We start from the raw sequence: 15,801 nt of genomic DNA on the forward strand, positions 1-15,801 counted from the left end.
CTTTTACTCCTTTTATATTGCTTTTAATATATATTCGCTCAACTGTGCTCTAAGTCTATCGACTGAGAAGCTTACCTCTACACCCAAATCTTTAAGCTCGATTTTTATACCTTTATAGTTATCTTTTGTACTTTCGAGTTTGATTTGAGCATTAAAACGCTTTGAAAATTTATCTTCAAGTGCTTTTATGTCATTTTCGCTTAAATTTAAATCGCCATAAATTTCACCCAAATATACATTTTCTATAATTGCCTTTTGTGCTTTTAGCTCTTTGTATATCGTTGGTAATAGCTCTAGTCTCTTGTTTTCGCCAAGTAGTTTGATAAAATTTTTAAACTTTACATTTGGGTTTTCAACCAATGAAAGTATGAAATCAACCTTTGATGCTATTTTAAGAGTAGGTATGCTGATTATACTTTGAAATTTAGGTAAAGCAAACGCGTCTGATATTTTTTGTAAATTTGCCAAAAATCCATCAAGCTCACTCTTGTCTGTGCCATTTAAAATGGCTTTTACATATTTTTTTGCTGTTATCTCATTCATTAGCTAACCTTCTTAAGAACGATATTTACAAGCTCTTTTTGATCTATCTTTAGACTATCATTTGCAAAAATTTCATTTAAAATTTCATTTACGACAGATTTTGTCATCTTTCGTTCTTCAAATTCTTTTTGCTCTTTGAAGCTTTTTTCGATATTTATAATGTCTTGCTCTGTATCTTTTTTAACTTTTTGAGCTAAATTTAAAGCCTCTTTTTGAGCAGTTTCTATAAGGCTAGCAGCATTTATCTTTGCCTCTTCGACTTTTTTTATAGCCTCATCTTTTTGGCTTTTTGAAGAATTTAGTTTTTCTTCTATGCTTTTAAGCTTGCTTGCTATCTTGTTAATCCTGTCAAGATACATTTGTTTAAGTGGCTTGGCTATAAAATATATAAGAATTCCAAAAAATAGTAAAAAGTTTAGAGTTCTTTCGACTATATCATAGTTTGTGCCATGACTGCTAGCAAAAGCAAGTGCTGGCAAAATCAGTAAAGGTAGAATAAATTTCATCTCTCCCCCTAAATTCTTACTAATTTGTCATTCAAGACAGATTTTAGCTCAGGAAGTTTTGAGCTTAAACTTGCTTTTAGTTCATCTTTTTGGGCATTTAATGTGCTCAAAAATGCGTTATAGTCAGCCTCAAGCGCAGATCTCTTGGCTTCAACCTCTTTAAGTGCAACACCTTTTGCTGCATTTAATGCCTCTTGTCTTATTTTGTTGGCTTCGTTTCTTGCGTTTTGTATGATGCTTTCAGCTTCTGCTTGATATACGCTTAGATCGCTAACATTTTTGCTTGCGCTCTCCTCGTCATTTTTTATAGAGGCGTTACGCTCGTCTATAAATTTCAGCATCGGTTTGTAAAGCATAGGGTTTAAAATCGCTATAAGCCCTAGAAAAACGACTGCCGTCAAGATAACAAGAGATGGATTTATCTCTAACATTAACTCTCCTTAAAGTTTTTATTAATCTTGTGAAAACAAAAATAAAGCCGATTTTACTATAAATAAGTAAAAAATTAGATTAAATTTAAATATTACTGAGATATTTTTTCAATAAAATTTTTAATATCTGTAGTATCTTTAAATTCAATTATTAGATTTTTGTTTTTTATTTTTGTATTTAAATTTAGTTTTTTTAGCTTATTTTCAAGCCTATTAAGCTCATCTTTATACTCTTTACTAAGTTCAAGAATTTGCTTTTTGGGTGCTGTTTTGTCTTTTAGTTTTTTAACTAAAATTTCAGTTTCTCGCACATTTAATTTTTGTCCTATTATTGTATCAACTACTGTTTTTTCATCATCTTGATTAAGCCCAACTAAAACTTTTGCATGTCCTTGCGTTATCTTTTCGTCCATTAAAAGAGACTGAGTTTGCTTTGATAAGGTAAGTAGGCGAAGTGTGTTGGTTATTTGTGTGCGACTTTTGTGAATGATATTTGCCAGTGCGTCTTGAGTGATTTTATACTCATTTATTAGCTCTTGGTAGGAATTTGCAAGTTCAATAGGGTTTAAATTTTCGCGCTGTATGTTTTCTATCAGGGCTATTTCGCGTAAATTTTTTGAGCCAAGATCTGCTACTATAGCCTTTATCTTGTCCTCACCAAGCATTTTTGTTGCTCTGTATCTGCGCTCACCAGCGATAAGCATATAGCCATTATCTTTTTTAATTACAATAATAGGCTGAATAAGCCCATGTCTTTTTATGCTTTCGCTAAGCTCTTTTAGTGCCTCGGCATCGAAATTTTTGCGCGGTTGATAGGGGTTTGGTGTGATAAGTGAAATTTCAAGCTCTTCAACCGTATCTGAGCTTACACCAAAATAGTCTAGTATCTCATCATCTTCGTACGCTGATTTTGCTTCTGAGAGCATATTTCCAAAATTTATTTTTACTTTTTCTTTTGCCATATTTTCCCTTAACTTAGTATCGAATGCGCCAAATTTTGATATGCGATCGAGCCCGGTGATTTTATATCATAAAGTATGACTGGCTTTCCAAAACTAGGGCTTTCGGCTAGTTTGATGTTTCGCGGTATGATAACAAAATCATCAGCGTCTTTGATAGCAAAAAGCTTACTTTTGAAATTCTCTTTTAGGTTATTGACCGCCTCTTTTGAGAGATTGTTTTGTGAGCTAAACATAGTCGGTAAAAAGCCACGCACACTTAGTTTTGGATTAATCGTTTTTTTGATATATTTTACAGTGTTTAGTATAAGTGCAACGCCATCAAGTGCGTAAAATTCACACTGTATCGGTATGATAACACTATCGCTTGCGCTAAGTGCATTTACTGTTATGCCACCAAGCGCGGGTGGGCTATCAATAATGACAAAGTCATAATCATCCTTAACCTCTTCTAGTTTTTTACGAAGGATAAGCTTTAGCTCTTTGTCTTTATCATTAAATTCACGCTCAATACTTACAAGCCCTATGTTTGATGGAGCTAGAAATAGGGTTGGAATTTGGGTTGGAAGGACGATTTGCGATAGCTTTTTAGAGCCTGTTAAAACATGATAGATATTAAACTCATAGTCACTTCTTTTAAAACCCATGCCAGTTGTTGCATTTGCCTGCGGATCGATATCTATAAGCAGGACTTTTTTCTCAGCCACAGCAAGTGACGCAGCTAAATTTACGGCTGTCGTCGTCTTTCCGACACCACCTTTTTGGTTCGCAATGGTTATAACTTCGCTCATCTTAAAGAATACACCTTTTTGTTATTTAGAAAAATGGCTCCATCGTCACAAAGTGTAGCATCTGCTAAATTTACGCTACTTTCGCCGATATGTGTGATGAAGTTTTTTGATTTGACAAATTCTACACTAAATTTGCTAAAAATCTGCTTCCATGAAATTTTTTTGCCAAGCTCATCTATAAAGCCCAAGGCTAGGTTATTTGGACTAATGTTTATGTCTAAAATGCCCGCATTTTCGGGTGCTTGAGCTAAATTTAAACCTATCGAGCCAATATAAGTTTCACTAATTTTTGTGCTTATAGTCCCGCCTATTTTTCGGTCATTTATGTAAAAGTCATTTGGCCATTTTACCCAGGCTTTTGACCCTAAATTTTCTAAAAAATTTTTCATTATCATCGAAAAATATATAGATATCGAAGCATCGCAGATGTCTTGAGAAAGGTCATTTCTATGCATACAAAATGATAAAAATAAATTTCCATCAAGCCCGACCCACTCATTTCCACGACTTCCAACGCCAGAGCTTTGCCTTTTTGCACAGATCGCAAATGGAGGTTTTTGTACGCCTAGCTTTATACGCTCGCAAATTTCAACATGCGTAGAGCCACACTCATCAAGAAATTCTATCACCAACGCTAAGCCTTTTTCCATTTATGTAAGCGCTTGCGCTCACGGCTTTTTTGCTTGGCTCTTGTATGGAAAGAATTTTTACTGCCTTGGTGCCACACGAGACGATAAAGCCATCTTTTTCTATTTTTAAAATTTTACCAGCATCGCCAGAGAAATTCTCTGATATTTTAAGCGATAAAATTTTAAGACCGCTCTCTAAAAATAGACCAGGCCACGGCGTATAAGCACGAAATTTGTTGTAAATTTCGTTTGCATTTTCATCAAAGCTAAAAAGTCCGCTTTGTTTTTTTATCTTTTTGCAAATGCTTGCTTCATTATCATTTTGAGCAATCGGTTTTAGTGAGGTAAAATTTTTAAGAACAGAAACGATGAGAGTGCCTGCCATCTTTCCAAGTTCGCTAAAAAGCTCACCCGCAGTTTTATGCTCGCAGTTTGTGTAGGCAAAATCGAGCATCGCCCCAGTATCCAGCCCTTCATCCATAAGCATGGCAGTAACGCCAGTTTGTTTTTCGTCGTTTAAAAGTGCTGACTGGATAGGACTTGCACCGCGGTATTTTGGCAAAATAGAAGCGTGTAAATTTATACAAGTTGCTATACCTAAAACCTCTTTTGGCAAAATTTGTCCATAAGCTGCAACAACGATAAACTCAGGCTTTAGCGCCTGAATTTGCTTGTGTGTCGCTTCACTTTTTAAGTTTTCTGGCTGAAAAATTTTTATATCTGGATATTTTTCTTGTAAAAAAGCCTTGACATGTGGTGGTGTTAAAATTTGCTTTCTACCCACGGGCTTATCGGGCTGTGTAAAAACTCCTGTAACATTAAAGCCAGCTTCTAAAATTTCAGATAAAATATCTGTAGCATATTCTGGAGTGCCCATGAAAACGATGTTTTTCATTTGTAGTACTCATACTTGTAGCTATCTTCACGAAGCAGTTTGCCATCATCGCTATAAATTTTGACATTGGTTAAGTTGTTGTTTTTATCAACCGTATTTTTATATGTCCAGCTCTCAAGAAGTGCGGGCTCGCTACCATCTGGTTTTTGCATCTCGGTATTTTGTATCAGAGTCACATGAGTATTGTCGTAAAGAATGTACTGTACTTTTGATTCGATTGGGCTAAGGAGTGATTTTTGCTTTAAATTTCCATTTTCATCATAAATGTAGCTAATGTCAAATATCACCATACCGCTACCATCTTGCTCTTTTACCTTGTTGCCTTTTTCATCATATATGGTGTGAAACTCGGCGATAGTATAGCCGCCACTTCGTATTTGCTCTGTTAGAATTTTTCCATCTTTGCTAAATTTCTTAACTACTGTTTTTGCCTGTATCGGTTTTTTGCCATTAACAAATTCCTCTGCAGTTTGATAAAGTACTTCATCGCCAAATTCGTAGCTAAATTTTGTACTTGTGCCATCATTTGCATTTGCTAAGAGTCTGAAATTTTGAGCGTTTAGCTTGTATTCTACACTATGCTCTTTTTTGCCATCAACCTTTACTATCTCTTTTGTGATATAGCCTTGCTCGTTAAAAAATACAGTTGTTTTTTCATTTTTATTTTTGCCATCGTGCCAAGTTTGCGTTAGCTCCATGCTTTTTACTTTTCCATTTAGCTCAAACTCGCTCCAGCCACTTTGTTGCTTAAATTTGCTTAGCTCGCTTGCTAGTACTGATGTTGCAAAAAGTGCGAAAAATAGGCTAAAATTTAGAAATTTTTTCATTTTCTCTCCTTTTATTTTTTATTTAGATTAGTTTGTTTGCTGTGATAAACATAACTAAAAAGTATTTAAATCACACTCACAAAATACATAAATTTTACTTTTTATCTTTTTGAATTAGCTCAAGAAGGTTAAATTTTAACTCCTTGATATTTTCATTCGTTGCTGAGCTTATTGGCATGACAAAGTAAGGTTTTGTGATGTCAAACTCATCTAAATTTTGTTTGAAATCTTGCTTAGTATCGCCAAGTCCAAGATCAGAGATAAAGGCTGAAATTTTACTCTCATCATCGCAAGCATCAAGGCGAGTAAGAGCTATGGCGTAGGCACGGCTGGCAAGCTCTGGCGAGAATTTAGCCACTTCGCTTTTTAGAGTAAAAAACTGCTCGTTTAGCTCTCTGTAATTTGCTAAATCAATCATATACAAAAGCACCTTTGTTCGCTCGATATGCTGTAAAAATTTAAGCCCAAGCCCGCGTCCATCGCTAGCTCCCTCGATGATGCCTGGTATATCAGCCATCACAAAGCCACTATACTCATCAACTTCGACAAGTCCTAGTTTTGGAGTAAGGGTTGTAAATTCATAGTTTGCTATCTGTGGTTTGGCGTTTGAAACGGTTGAAATGAGTGTTGATTTGCCAACATTTGGAAAACCAACAAGCCCAACATCTGCGATAAGTTTTAGCTCTAAGCGGATATTTTTGCTCTCTTCTGGAAGTCCTTTTTGGGCGTATTCTGGGGCTTGATTAACAGAGTTTTTAAAATGTACATTTCCAAGACCGCCCTTACCGCCCTTTAAAAATAGCACTTTTTGTCCCTGCTCTGTCAAATCACAAAGCAACTCACCACTATCATCATCATAAACTGCTGTGCCAGGAGGTACGACTAAATTTAAACTCTCACCCTTTTTGCCATTCATTAGCTTTCCCATGCCAGGTTCGCCGTTTTTGGCTTTTAATGAGCGTTTGCCCTTATACGCTGCCAAAGTGTGAGAGTTGTTATCTACGATAAAATAAACATCGCCACCATCGCCACCATCGCCACCATCTGGACCACCCATGATAACATGTTTTTCACGGCGAAATGATGCAGCACCAGCGCCTCCATGTCCAGATGAGACTGAAAATTTTACACTATCTATAAACATATTTTTTCCTTAATATCGCCATTTTATAGTATCTTAGATAAATTATCTAAAAAATAAAATTTTATTTTATATGCAAATTTTTAAAAGTTGAATTATATCAATTTGTTGATTAAAGTTTAATTTTATGAAATTTTTAAAGAGAGATGGGGCAAAAGCCCCAAAGTTTTATGCATTTGCTGGATAAACAGAAACTTTTTTTCTATTTTTATCTTTACGCTCAAATTTTACATATCCATCGATAAGCGCAAATATAGTGTGGTCTTTGCCTATACCTACATTTGAGCCAGGATGAGTAGCTGTGCCACGCTGGCGGATGATGATATTTCCAGCACGAACGAACTCGCTACCGAATTTCTTAACACCTAAACGGCGACCTATACTATCACGGTTATTCTGGGTTGAACCTTGACCTTTTTTGTGTGCCATATCTTACTCCTTAGCCTGCGATACTTACAACTTTTACGCGAGTATATTGTCTTCTAAAACCGCGTTTGAGTTTTGAGTCTTTTCTTCTACGTTTTTTGTAGATAACGACTTTCTTGTCTTTACCTTCTGTTACAACTTCTAAGACAACTTTTGCACCCTTAACAAATGGCGCACCTACCTTTACTTCGCCGTCATTTACAGCTAAAACTTCTGTAACTTCAACGGTTGATTTTGGCTGGGCTGCAAAGTGATCAAGGTTAAGATACTGACCTTCACTCACCTTATACTGCTTACCGCCGTTCTTGATAATAGCGTATTTCATGCTATCCTTTCTAAATTTGGTAAGACCAAAAAGCACTTATTTAAAAGTTTATGGAGCTTTGTTGGTTAAGGCTGGGATTATATCTAAAATATTATAAATTTAAGCTAAATTTTAAGTAGTTTATGGGGCGTATGCCGCCCCAAATTTTTAATAATCAAGCTCTGGTCTTGAAGTTTTGTCAGTTGAAGCAGGGAACATCGGATACTCAACCTTTGGCATATCGCCTGTTAGTGATTTTAAAAATGTTACTATCTCATTTGCTTCTTTGTCGTTTATCTCTATGCCAAGTTGTACGCTACCCATGGTTTGAACCGCCTCTTTTAGTGACCAAATCGCGCCATTGTGAAAATAAGGTGTCGTTAGCTCAACATTGCGAAGAGTTGGGGTTTTTACCATCCCATTTGCATCGCCTTTAAAGTCGCCAACATTTGCAAACTGATACTTTGCAGCCACTTCAAATGGCTGAAGTGTGCCACCTAAATTTACACCATTATGACAGCTTGCACATCCTTTGTCTAGGAATGTTTTTAGTCCTTGTTTTTCTGTGTCATTTAGTGTTTTTTTATCTCCAAGTAGAAATTTATCAAATCTTGATGGAGTTACAAGAGTTCGCTCAAAGATGCCTATGGCAGCATTTACTAGGTCAAAGGTTACTTCACTATTAAAAGCCGTTTTAAACTCATTTACATAGGCTGGGATAGACTTTAAGCGCTCCACGACTAGTTCTGGAGTTGCTGCCATTTCAGGTGCAGCAGTCATTGGCCCTGCAGCTTGTGCTGAAAGATGAGCAGCCCTTCCGTCCCAAAACTGAACTGAGTTAAAGACTGAGTTATAAACAGTAGGAGCGTTTATGTGATGTGGGTTTGGAGTCCATTTGTGGCCTGTTGAGGCTGGCACGCCATCAGTTCCGCCAAGTCCTAGGTTGTGACAGGTATTACAGCTGATAATGCCCGACTTTGAAAGGCGAGGGTCAAAATATAGGCGTTTGCCAAGTTCATATCTAGCTTTAGTGCTTGGATACTCTTTGGCGTCTGGTGCAGCTTCATTTATCATTTTATTTAGTGCTTTTTCATCACTTGGAAGAGGTATAATGCCAAAATCAAGTGCTTGTTTTGCAAGATCGTTTGCAAATAATGAGCTAGCAAGAGCAACTGAACTTAGTATAAAAAACTTAGTTTTCATAACTACTCCTTTTATTTAAGATAAATTATAAAAATGTAATGATAATATAACTTTTCTAAATTTTTAATAAATTTTATTATTAGATATTTTTAAGCATTTAAGACAAAATTTCTCTTTTTAGGTGGTAAAAATAGCAAAAATCCGCTATAATGCCAGAAAAATTTAGTGAGAAATAATGGCTGGCGAAGACGAAGAAAAAACAGAAGAACCCACCTCCAAAAAGATAGAAGACGCCAAAAAGGACGGTAATGTTCCTAAAAGTCAAGATATGGCGGGCTTTATCACACTTTGCATAGGCATAGGTGTGCTTATAGGCATGATAGGTTTTATAAAAAATCAAGTTGTTTTGCTTTATGAGTACTATGCGAAATTTATTGGCGTTGAGCTTACGCTAAAAACTATCCACCTAATCGCGATGAATACCATGTGGCGATTTTTGCTAATGATACTACCTATTTGCGTTTGTGTAGCTATTGCTGGCGTTATAGCAAATGTTATGCAGTTTGGCTTGATTTTCACAACAAAACCTATCACTCCCGATCTTAATAAGATAAACCCAATTAAGGGGTTAAAGAATTTATTTTCAATGAAAAAGGCTATTGAAAGTGTCAAGATAACAGTCAAGGTTGCAGCTGTATTTGGTGTTGGATTTTACTTTTTTTTGCAGTTTATTAAAGAGCTACCACATGTGCTGTTTTTTGGTATGTTTGATCAGCTTAGTTGGCTGATGGATAAGATGCTTATTTTGGTTGGAGTAATGCTTATCGTTCTTATGGTTATAGGTCTTGCTGATCTTATGATAACTCGTTTTCAGTACTTTAAGGGTCTTAGGATGAGTAAGCAAGAGATAAAAGACGAGTATAAACAAATGGACGGTGACCCGCAGGTAAAGGCTAGAATTCGTCGCGTTCAGATGGAGGCTAGCCGTAAGCGTATGATGCAGCAAATCCCAGCCGCTGATGTTGTTATAACAAACCCAACTCACTACGCTGTGGCTATCCGTTATGATAAAACGCAAGATAATGCACCTGTTGTAGTTGCAAAAGGCGTGGATCTCATAGCTTTGCAAATACGAAAGATAGCGGCTGAAAATAGCGTTGAGATCGTGGAAAATCCGCCACTTGCTAGAGAGCTTTATAAAATTTGCGAGGTTAATGACGCCATACCTGAAAAGCTATTTCGTGCGGTTGCTGAGGTGCTAAGCTTTGTTTATATGGGCAATCAGCAAAAATTTAAAGATAAGCTCTAGCGCACTACTTTAGCTCACCCCAGTTTTTTGCGATATTTAGCGAGCATTTAAGCGGGACATTAAGGGTATAAATGTTTTGCATTATCTGCCTTGCATGCTCTGCAAATTCTTGCGCATACTCATCTTTTACTTCAAATATCAACTCATCGTGAATTTGTAAAAGCATCTTTGCACGCTCGTCTGTGATGGCTGAAATTTTAACCATTGCCATTTTTATAAGATCCGCCGCTGAGCCTTGAAATTTTGTATTTACCGCTTCTCTTTCTTGCATGGCTACTTGCATAGGACTTGCGTTGCTAAAGTTAAAAAATCGCTTTCTGCCAATAAGCGTGGTTATAAAACCATCATTTTTAGCTGAAATTTTAAGGCTTTCTAAAAAGCCTTTTATGCTAGGAAAAGCCCTAAAATAGCGCTCTATATACTCCTTTGCTTCTGCGCGCGAGATATCTATTTGATCGCTTAGTTTATTTGCTCCCATGCCATAAATAAGACCAAAATTTATACTTTTTGCAACCGCTCTTTTTTGCTCATCAGTGCTGCCAAATATACTAATAGCCGTTCTTGTGTGTATATCCTCATCATTTTTAAAAGCATCAAGTAGCGCAGTATCACGGCTAAAATGTGCCAAAAGCCTTAGCTCTATTTGACTATAATCAAGTCCAACGAGACTAAAGCCATCTCTTGCTATAAATGCTGACCTGACATCTTTGGCAAGCCTTCCACGAGCTGGTATATTTTGTAAATTTGGATTTTTGCTTGAAAGCCTGCCAGTGCTTGTGCCAGTTTGTAAAAAGCTTGTGTAAATTCTTGAGCTCTCATCTTTCCTAGCAAGCGATAAAAGTGGTTCGCAGTAGGTGCTAACTAGTTTGTAAAGCTCTCTGTATTCTAGTAGTTTTTCTATCACTGGATGTTCGTTTATTAGCTCATTTAAAACGCTCTCATCGGTGCTATATCCTGTTTTTGTCTTTTTTTTGACTGGAAGTTTTAGACGCTCAAAAAGTACTTCTCCAAGCTGTTTGACTGAGTTTATATTAAAGCTTTCGCCACTTAGTTCATAAATTTCGCCACTTAGTGTTTTTAGGCGAGAATTTAGCGAGTTTAATAGCTCGCTCATTTTCTTAGTATCTAGCTTTATGCCGTTACTTTCAACTTCAAAAAGCGTTTTAACGAAGTCAAATTCTAGCTTATCTGCTACTTGTAAAAGCTCTTTATCTAAGGTGTTTAAAAAGGTGTTGTAAAACTTAAGTGTTATCCAAGCATCTTCAGCTGCGTACTTAACGGCATTTTCAAGAGCTACATTAGCAAAAGTTTCGCCCTTTTTTACAACATCTTCAAATTTTATAGTCTCATAGTTATAAAGTCGCTTTGCCAAAGCGTCCATGCCAACTGCAGTTCCAGGCTCACTAAGCCAAGCTAGTATCATTGTATCTTTTAGATTTTTGGGTGGTTTTATGCCATAGTTTTTGGCAACTATTTGCAGGTCATATTTTAAATTTTGACCAACCACGCAACCTTTAAAAATTTGCTCTATCGCCCATTTTGCAACGCTTTGCTCTATCTGCTCGCCAACGCCTAAATAATTATGGGCGATTGGGACATAGTAGGCTTTTTGTTCGTTAAAGCAAAAGCTAAAACCCACTATCTTTGCACTTTGCGCGTCTATGCTTGTTGTTTCGGTATCAAAAGCCACGATAGTTTGGTTTGTTATATCTGAAAGCAAGGTCTCTAACTCATCTTTTTTAGTAAGTAAAACTGGCCCAAACCCAAGTGAGATATTTTCACTTTTTGCGTCATTTTCGATATGTTTTAAAATGCGGTTTAGGTCATACTCTCTTAAAATTTCTATGATATTTAAAAGAGGGTTTGTCTGTGGAAACTCAGCCTTACTAAGCTCTTTTTTTACATCAATATTATCAAAAAGTGTTGCAAGTTTTTTGCTTAAAAATGCACTATCTCGACCATCTATAAGCATATTTCTAACTCGTTCATTTGATATGAGTGCTAAATTTTCATAAATTTGCTCGATACCACCAAACTCATCTATGAGCTTTTTTGCCCCTTTACTCCCTATGCCTTTAACGCCTGGGATATTATCAGAGCTATCTCCAGTAAGCGCTAGATAGTCGCGTATAAACTCAGGTTTTACTCCATATTTTTCGATACAGCTTTGAGTGTCATGTTCTACTTTGCTTTGTGGGCTATATATGCTCACTTTACCATCTTCTATAAGTTGGTAAAGATCTTTGTCGTGAGTTACTATACGAGTAAAAATTCCCTCTTTTTTGCACTCTTTAACTACGCTAGCTATTATATCATCGGCCTCGTATCCTTCGCGTGATATGGCACAAAGACCCATTTTTTCTATCATTTTTATACAAACTGGAAGCTGTGCTTTTAGCTCTGCTGGTGGCTCGCTTCTGTTTGCTTTATACTCTCCTGCGAGCTCGTGACGAAGTGTTTTCCCTTTGCTATCAAGGGCAAAGATGATGTAGTCACTTTGATACTCTTCTTTTAAATTTAATATAAAATTTGCAAATCCACTTACCATTCCGCTTGGTTTGCCATCTTTGTTTTTTAGCCCACTCATAGCGTAGTAAAGACGAAAGAAAAATCCAAATGTATCAATAATCGTTAAAGTTTTCATAAAATTTCCTTTTAAAAAAGAAAATTGTATCAAATTTGAGCTAAATTTTAAAAGAGAGCCAAAGCTCTCTTTGTTTTAGAAGCGACGACCTATCGTAAATTCAAATGAGTTTGTATCGTCATTGTGGGCTTTATTAAGTGCTTTTGCAAATATCAACTGAAGTGGACCAATAGGTGTTATCCACTCAATGCCTGCACCGTAGCTTGAGCGTTTTATCTCACTTATGCTTTTTTCTCCTATCATACCATAATCATAAAAAATCATACCACGCATTTTTACACGGTCGATTAAAGGAAAGCTGATCTCAGCTGAGTTATTAAACGAAATTTCACCGCCAGTTTCATACCACTGACCATTTGAAGCAAGTACTTTTGGTGAAACAGATCTGCTCTCATAACCACGCAAATTTCTTATACCGCCAAGATATAGCTTTTCGTTGATAGGCACATAGCCATTATCCCAAACTTTGCCAAAGCTAGATTTATATCTTAATATCAAGTCATAATCAATATACTCTCTAAGACCTAAGTAGTAGTTAAAGTCGGTTCTATTTTTTACAAATTTTTCATCTCCGCCAATGCCTGCAAACTCAAACGATGTTGACGCTAAGATACCGCGTCGTGGTAGGTAATAATCATCCGTGCTATTGTAGCTTATAGCAGGTATAAGTGAGCTTTTTAGATTTTTGCCCTCTTTATATCCAACCTCTTGTAGTACTTTATTTAGCCCTGAAATGTCACTTTGTTCTATAACATAGCTTAAAGAAGCGCTTAAATTTCTAGTAATTTTTCGGCCAACGGTTAAGTTAAAGCCGTATGATTTCTCTTCGTAGTTATCCCAATCATAGTCATTTGCATATATCGTACCACCAAGACTGTACTCGCTGTCAAAAATTCTTGGATTTGTGATGCCTATTTGTCCAGAAAGCTCATCATCGCTCTTGTCAACACTTATCGTGCCCCTCATGCCAGAGCCAAAGATATTTGAGTCTGAAAGGCTGGCATTTAGAAGTAGTCCATCAGAGCTTCCGTAGCCGATACCGCCACTTATAGTTCCGGTAGATGCCTCTTTTACATCAACTATTAGATCAACCGTATTTGCATCAACTCTTTCTTCTTTTATCTCAACATCATCAAAGTAGCTTGTGCGTTTTAGTGCGTCAGTTGAATCTTGCAAATCCGTCCTACTATATAAACTGCCTTCTGTTAGGTAAAGCTCACGGCGTATAACTCGATCAACAGTGCGCTCGTTGCCTGAAATTTTAACATTTCTTATGTACACTTGCTCGCCAGGATTAACCTCGTAAGTTATATCAACTGTGTGGTTATCATCATACTTTTGTGTATTTGGTGCGACTTTTACAAAGGCATATCCCTTATCAGCCACTAAGTCATCAAGCTTTTTCATGTCGCGTCTTAGGCGTTCTGAGTTCATTCTATCACCAGCTTCAAGTTTAAAGTCACTTATAAGGTCATCTTTATCAAGTTCCAAATACTCAGGCGCTTCAATACTTACACTTGAAACATCGTATGGTTCGCCCTCTTTTATATAGTATGTAAGATCTGCTGTATAGTTATCAAAAGAGGCATTTAGGTAAGGCGCTGAGACAGTAGCGTCTAGGTAGCCTTTTTGAAAATATTTATCTTGTATGCGAAGTGGATCATTTTCAAGCTCAAAGAGCCTTACTTTGCCATCATTTCGACCCCACATCCAGCCTGCCCACTCGCGGCTTTTATTTGCTATGATTGGCTCAACATCGCCATAGTCAAATTTCTTTGCCCCGACTAAATTTACATTTTCTATTATCATATTTTCGCCACGGTTTATATTTAGTGTTAAAAATAGCGAGCTTTCATTGTCGGCAACTGGCTTTTTCTCAACATCTACGACAGTGTCAAAGTAGCCTTTTGACTCGTAATACTGGCGTATACGCTCTTTTGTTTTTTCGATACTAAGCTCATCATACATATTTCCTGGTTTTATGTTTATTAAAGACTCGATAGCGGTTTTATCGTTTGTAACAACACCTTTTAGATCAACCCTGGCTATGCTTGGCTTTTCTTTTAAATTTACAACAACATTTCCAGCGCCATCACTAGTAAGATAAATATCTTCAAAATATCCTTGTTTAAAGAGGTTTGTGATAGCCTTGTCGCTATTTTCACTTGTTAGCTGTGAGCCTATTTTAAGACCGCTTATCTCACGAGCAACATCTGGTGAGATGTGTATGAGTCCGTTAAAATTTACAGATTGAATTTGCTCAGCATTGGCTGCCGAAAATGCTAAAAGTAGCAAAAATAAATTTTTTTTCATCATTTAACCTAAAATTTGAGTATAAATGTCGTATAATAGCATATTTATTTTTAAAATTAACAAATTTAAAAAAGGTTTTGTATGAAAGTAGGCATTATAGGGCTTGGTTTGATAGGCGGCTCGCTTGGACTATCTCTTAAGGAGCAAAAATTAATCTCATGCGTAAGTGGTTATGATTTAAATAAAGCACATGAAGAAAAGGCGCTTGAGCTAGGACTTGTCCATGAAATTTTAAGTTTTGATGAGATGAAAAAAAAGTGTGATATTATATTTTTGGCAATCCCAGTTGAAGGTATAATAAAAATAGTAAAAGAGCTCGAAGATATAGCACAAAACACTACTATTATCGATCTTGGTTCAACAAAACAAAAGATAATTGAAGCCGTACCTCAAAAAATTCGTCCAAATTTTATCCCTGCTCACCCAATGGCTGGTACCGAGTACTCAGGTCCTCAGGCTGCTGTAAAAGAGCTTTATAGGGATGCCGTTGTTGTGGTTTGTGACTTTGAAGAGAGTCATGAAAAGCATGTAAAACGCTCTGTTGAACTTTTCTCTCATCTTGGCATGAAGATAGTTTTTATGAGCGCAGCCGAGCATGATCATCATGTTGGACTTATCTCGCATTTACCGCATGCTATAGCGTTTTCACTTGCGAGTGGGGTTTTAAAAGAGGAGGATAGGCGACATATCATGGCTCTTGGTGGTCCAACTTTTCGCGGTATGATCCGTGTTGCAAAGTCTTCGCCTATAATGTGGGGAGATATTTTTAAACAAAATAAAGATAATATTTTAGAGGCTATAAGAGTGTTTAAAGATGAACTTAGTAAGTGTGAAAATCTCATAGAAAATGAGCACTGGGAAGAGTTAAATAGCTGGATGGGTGACGCTAGAAAGATACGAGAAATTTTATAGATTAACTTAAAATTTATTGATTTTTTAG

At 36.5% G+C, this 15,801-nt stretch carries 16 protein-coding genes; 2 read left to right on the forward strand and 14 right to left on the reverse strand.

Translation table 11 applies throughout. The features are described from left to right. Positions 1-12 precede the first annotated feature (12 nt). The 12 genes from LQV35_RS00975 to LQV35_RS01030 all read right to left on the reverse strand — a co-directional run bounded on the left by LQV35_RS00975 (position 13) and on the right by LQV35_RS01030 (position 8,655). Positions 13-543 carry a F0F1 ATP synthase subunit delta gene (locus LQV35_RS00975; RefSeq protein WP_230056005.1) on the reverse strand — a complete coding sequence of 177 codons (531 nt, stop codon included), beginning with the start codon at positions 541-543 and terminating at the stop codon, positions 13-15. After that, positions 543-1,049 (reverse strand): F0F1 ATP synthase subunit B, encoded by a 507-nt coding sequence (locus LQV35_RS00980; protein WP_230056006.1) that lies wholly within the window; start codon positions 1,047-1,049, stop codon positions 543-545. Before LQV35_RS00980 ends, LQV35_RS00975 begins: the two co-directional genes overlap by 1 nt. An 8-nt stretch (positions 1,050-1,057) precedes the next feature. Then, entirely contained in the window at positions 1,058-1,480 is a 423-nt protein-coding gene (locus LQV35_RS00985) for a FoF1 ATP synthase subunit B' (protein WP_230056007.1), read from the reverse strand. A 92-nt stretch (positions 1,481-1,572) separates the two neighbouring features. Then, positions 1,573-2,442, reverse strand: coding sequence for a ParB/RepB/Spo0J family partition protein (locus LQV35_RS00990; protein WP_230056008.1), 870 nt, complete (start codon positions 2,440-2,442; stop codon positions 1,573-1,575). A gap of 8 nt (positions 2,443-2,450) precedes the next feature. Next, on the reverse strand, positions 2,451-3,230 hold the full coding sequence (locus tag LQV35_RS00995; protein WP_230056009.1) for a ParA family protein: 780 nt from the start codon (positions 3,228-3,230) through the stop codon (positions 2,451-2,453). After that, entirely contained in the window at positions 3,227-3,859 is a 633-nt protein-coding gene (locus LQV35_RS01000; protein ID WP_336245975.1) for a biotin--[acetyl-CoA-carboxylase] ligase, read from the reverse strand. Before LQV35_RS01000 ends, LQV35_RS00995 begins: the two co-directional genes overlap by 4 nt. Further along, the gene (gene fmt, locus LQV35_RS01005) at positions 3,843-4,754 is read right to left on the reverse strand and encodes a methionyl-tRNA formyltransferase (protein ID WP_230056010.1); all 912 of its coding nucleotides are present in this window, start codon (positions 4,752-4,754) and stop codon (positions 3,843-3,845) included. Before fmt ends, LQV35_RS01000 begins: the two co-directional genes overlap by 17 nt. Beyond that, positions 4,751-5,581: a hypothetical protein gene (locus LQV35_RS01010; protein ID WP_230056011.1), complete on the reverse strand. Its 831-nt coding sequence runs from the start codon at positions 5,579-5,581 to the stop codon at positions 4,751-4,753. The genes fmt and LQV35_RS01010 overlap by 4 nt, the downstream gene beginning before the upstream one ends. Before the next feature lie 94 nt (positions 5,582-5,675). Beyond that, positions 5,676-6,725: a GTPase ObgE gene (gene obgE, locus LQV35_RS01015; RefSeq protein ID WP_230056012.1), complete on the reverse strand. Its 1,050-nt coding sequence runs from the start codon at positions 6,723-6,725 to the stop codon at positions 5,676-5,678. Positions 6,726-6,890: 165 nt separating this feature from the next. Beyond that, positions 6,891-7,151 (reverse strand): 50S ribosomal protein L27, encoded by a 261-nt coding sequence (rpmA, locus tag LQV35_RS01020; RefSeq protein WP_230056013.1) that lies wholly within the window; start codon positions 7,149-7,151, stop codon positions 6,891-6,893. 10 nt (positions 7,152-7,161) lie between these two features. After that, positions 7,162-7,473: a 50S ribosomal protein L21 gene (gene rplU / locus LQV35_RS01025; RefSeq protein WP_230056014.1), complete on the reverse strand. Its 312-nt coding sequence runs from the start codon at positions 7,471-7,473 to the stop codon at positions 7,162-7,164. A gap of 147 nt (positions 7,474-7,620) precedes the next feature. Continuing rightward, positions 7,621-8,655: a cytochrome-c peroxidase gene (locus tag LQV35_RS01030; RefSeq protein ID WP_230056015.1), complete on the reverse strand. Its 1,035-nt coding sequence runs from the start codon at positions 8,653-8,655 to the stop codon at positions 7,621-7,623. A gap of 175 nt (positions 8,656-8,830) precedes the next feature. Between LQV35_RS01030 and flhB the strand changes: the two genes are divergently transcribed. After that, entirely contained in the window at positions 8,831-9,904 is a 1,074-nt protein-coding gene (flhB, locus tag LQV35_RS01035; protein ID WP_230056016.1) for a flagellar biosynthesis protein FlhB, read from the forward strand. A gap of 4 nt (positions 9,905-9,908) precedes the next feature. On the opposite strand, the gene polA is transcribed toward flhB, so the two are convergent. Both polA and bamA read right to left on the reverse strand, forming a co-directional pair. Then, positions 9,909-12,548 carry a DNA polymerase I gene (gene polA, locus LQV35_RS01040; RefSeq protein WP_230056017.1) on the reverse strand — a complete coding sequence of 880 codons (2,640 nt, stop codon included), beginning with the start codon at positions 12,546-12,548 and terminating at the stop codon, positions 9,909-9,911. A 75-nt stretch (positions 12,549-12,623) separates the two neighbouring features. Beyond that, the gene (bamA, locus tag LQV35_RS01045; protein ID WP_230056018.1) at positions 12,624-14,861 is read right to left on the reverse strand and encodes an outer membrane protein assembly factor BamA; all 2,238 of its coding nucleotides are present in this window, start codon (positions 14,859-14,861) and stop codon (positions 12,624-12,626) included. Between the two features lie 81 nt (positions 14,862-14,942). On the opposite strand from bamA, the gene LQV35_RS01050 reads away from it, so the two are divergent. Then, positions 14,943-15,773, forward strand: a complete 831-nt coding sequence (locus tag LQV35_RS01050; RefSeq protein ID WP_230056019.1) for a prephenate dehydrogenase — start codon at positions 14,943-14,945, stop codon at positions 15,771-15,773. Positions 15,774-15,801 lie beyond the last annotated feature (28 nt).

It is taken from the genome of Campylobacter suis (genome assembly GCF_905120475.1).
Lineage (GTDB): Bacteria > Campylobacterota > Campylobacteria > Campylobacterales > Campylobacteraceae > Campylobacter_A > Campylobacter_A suis.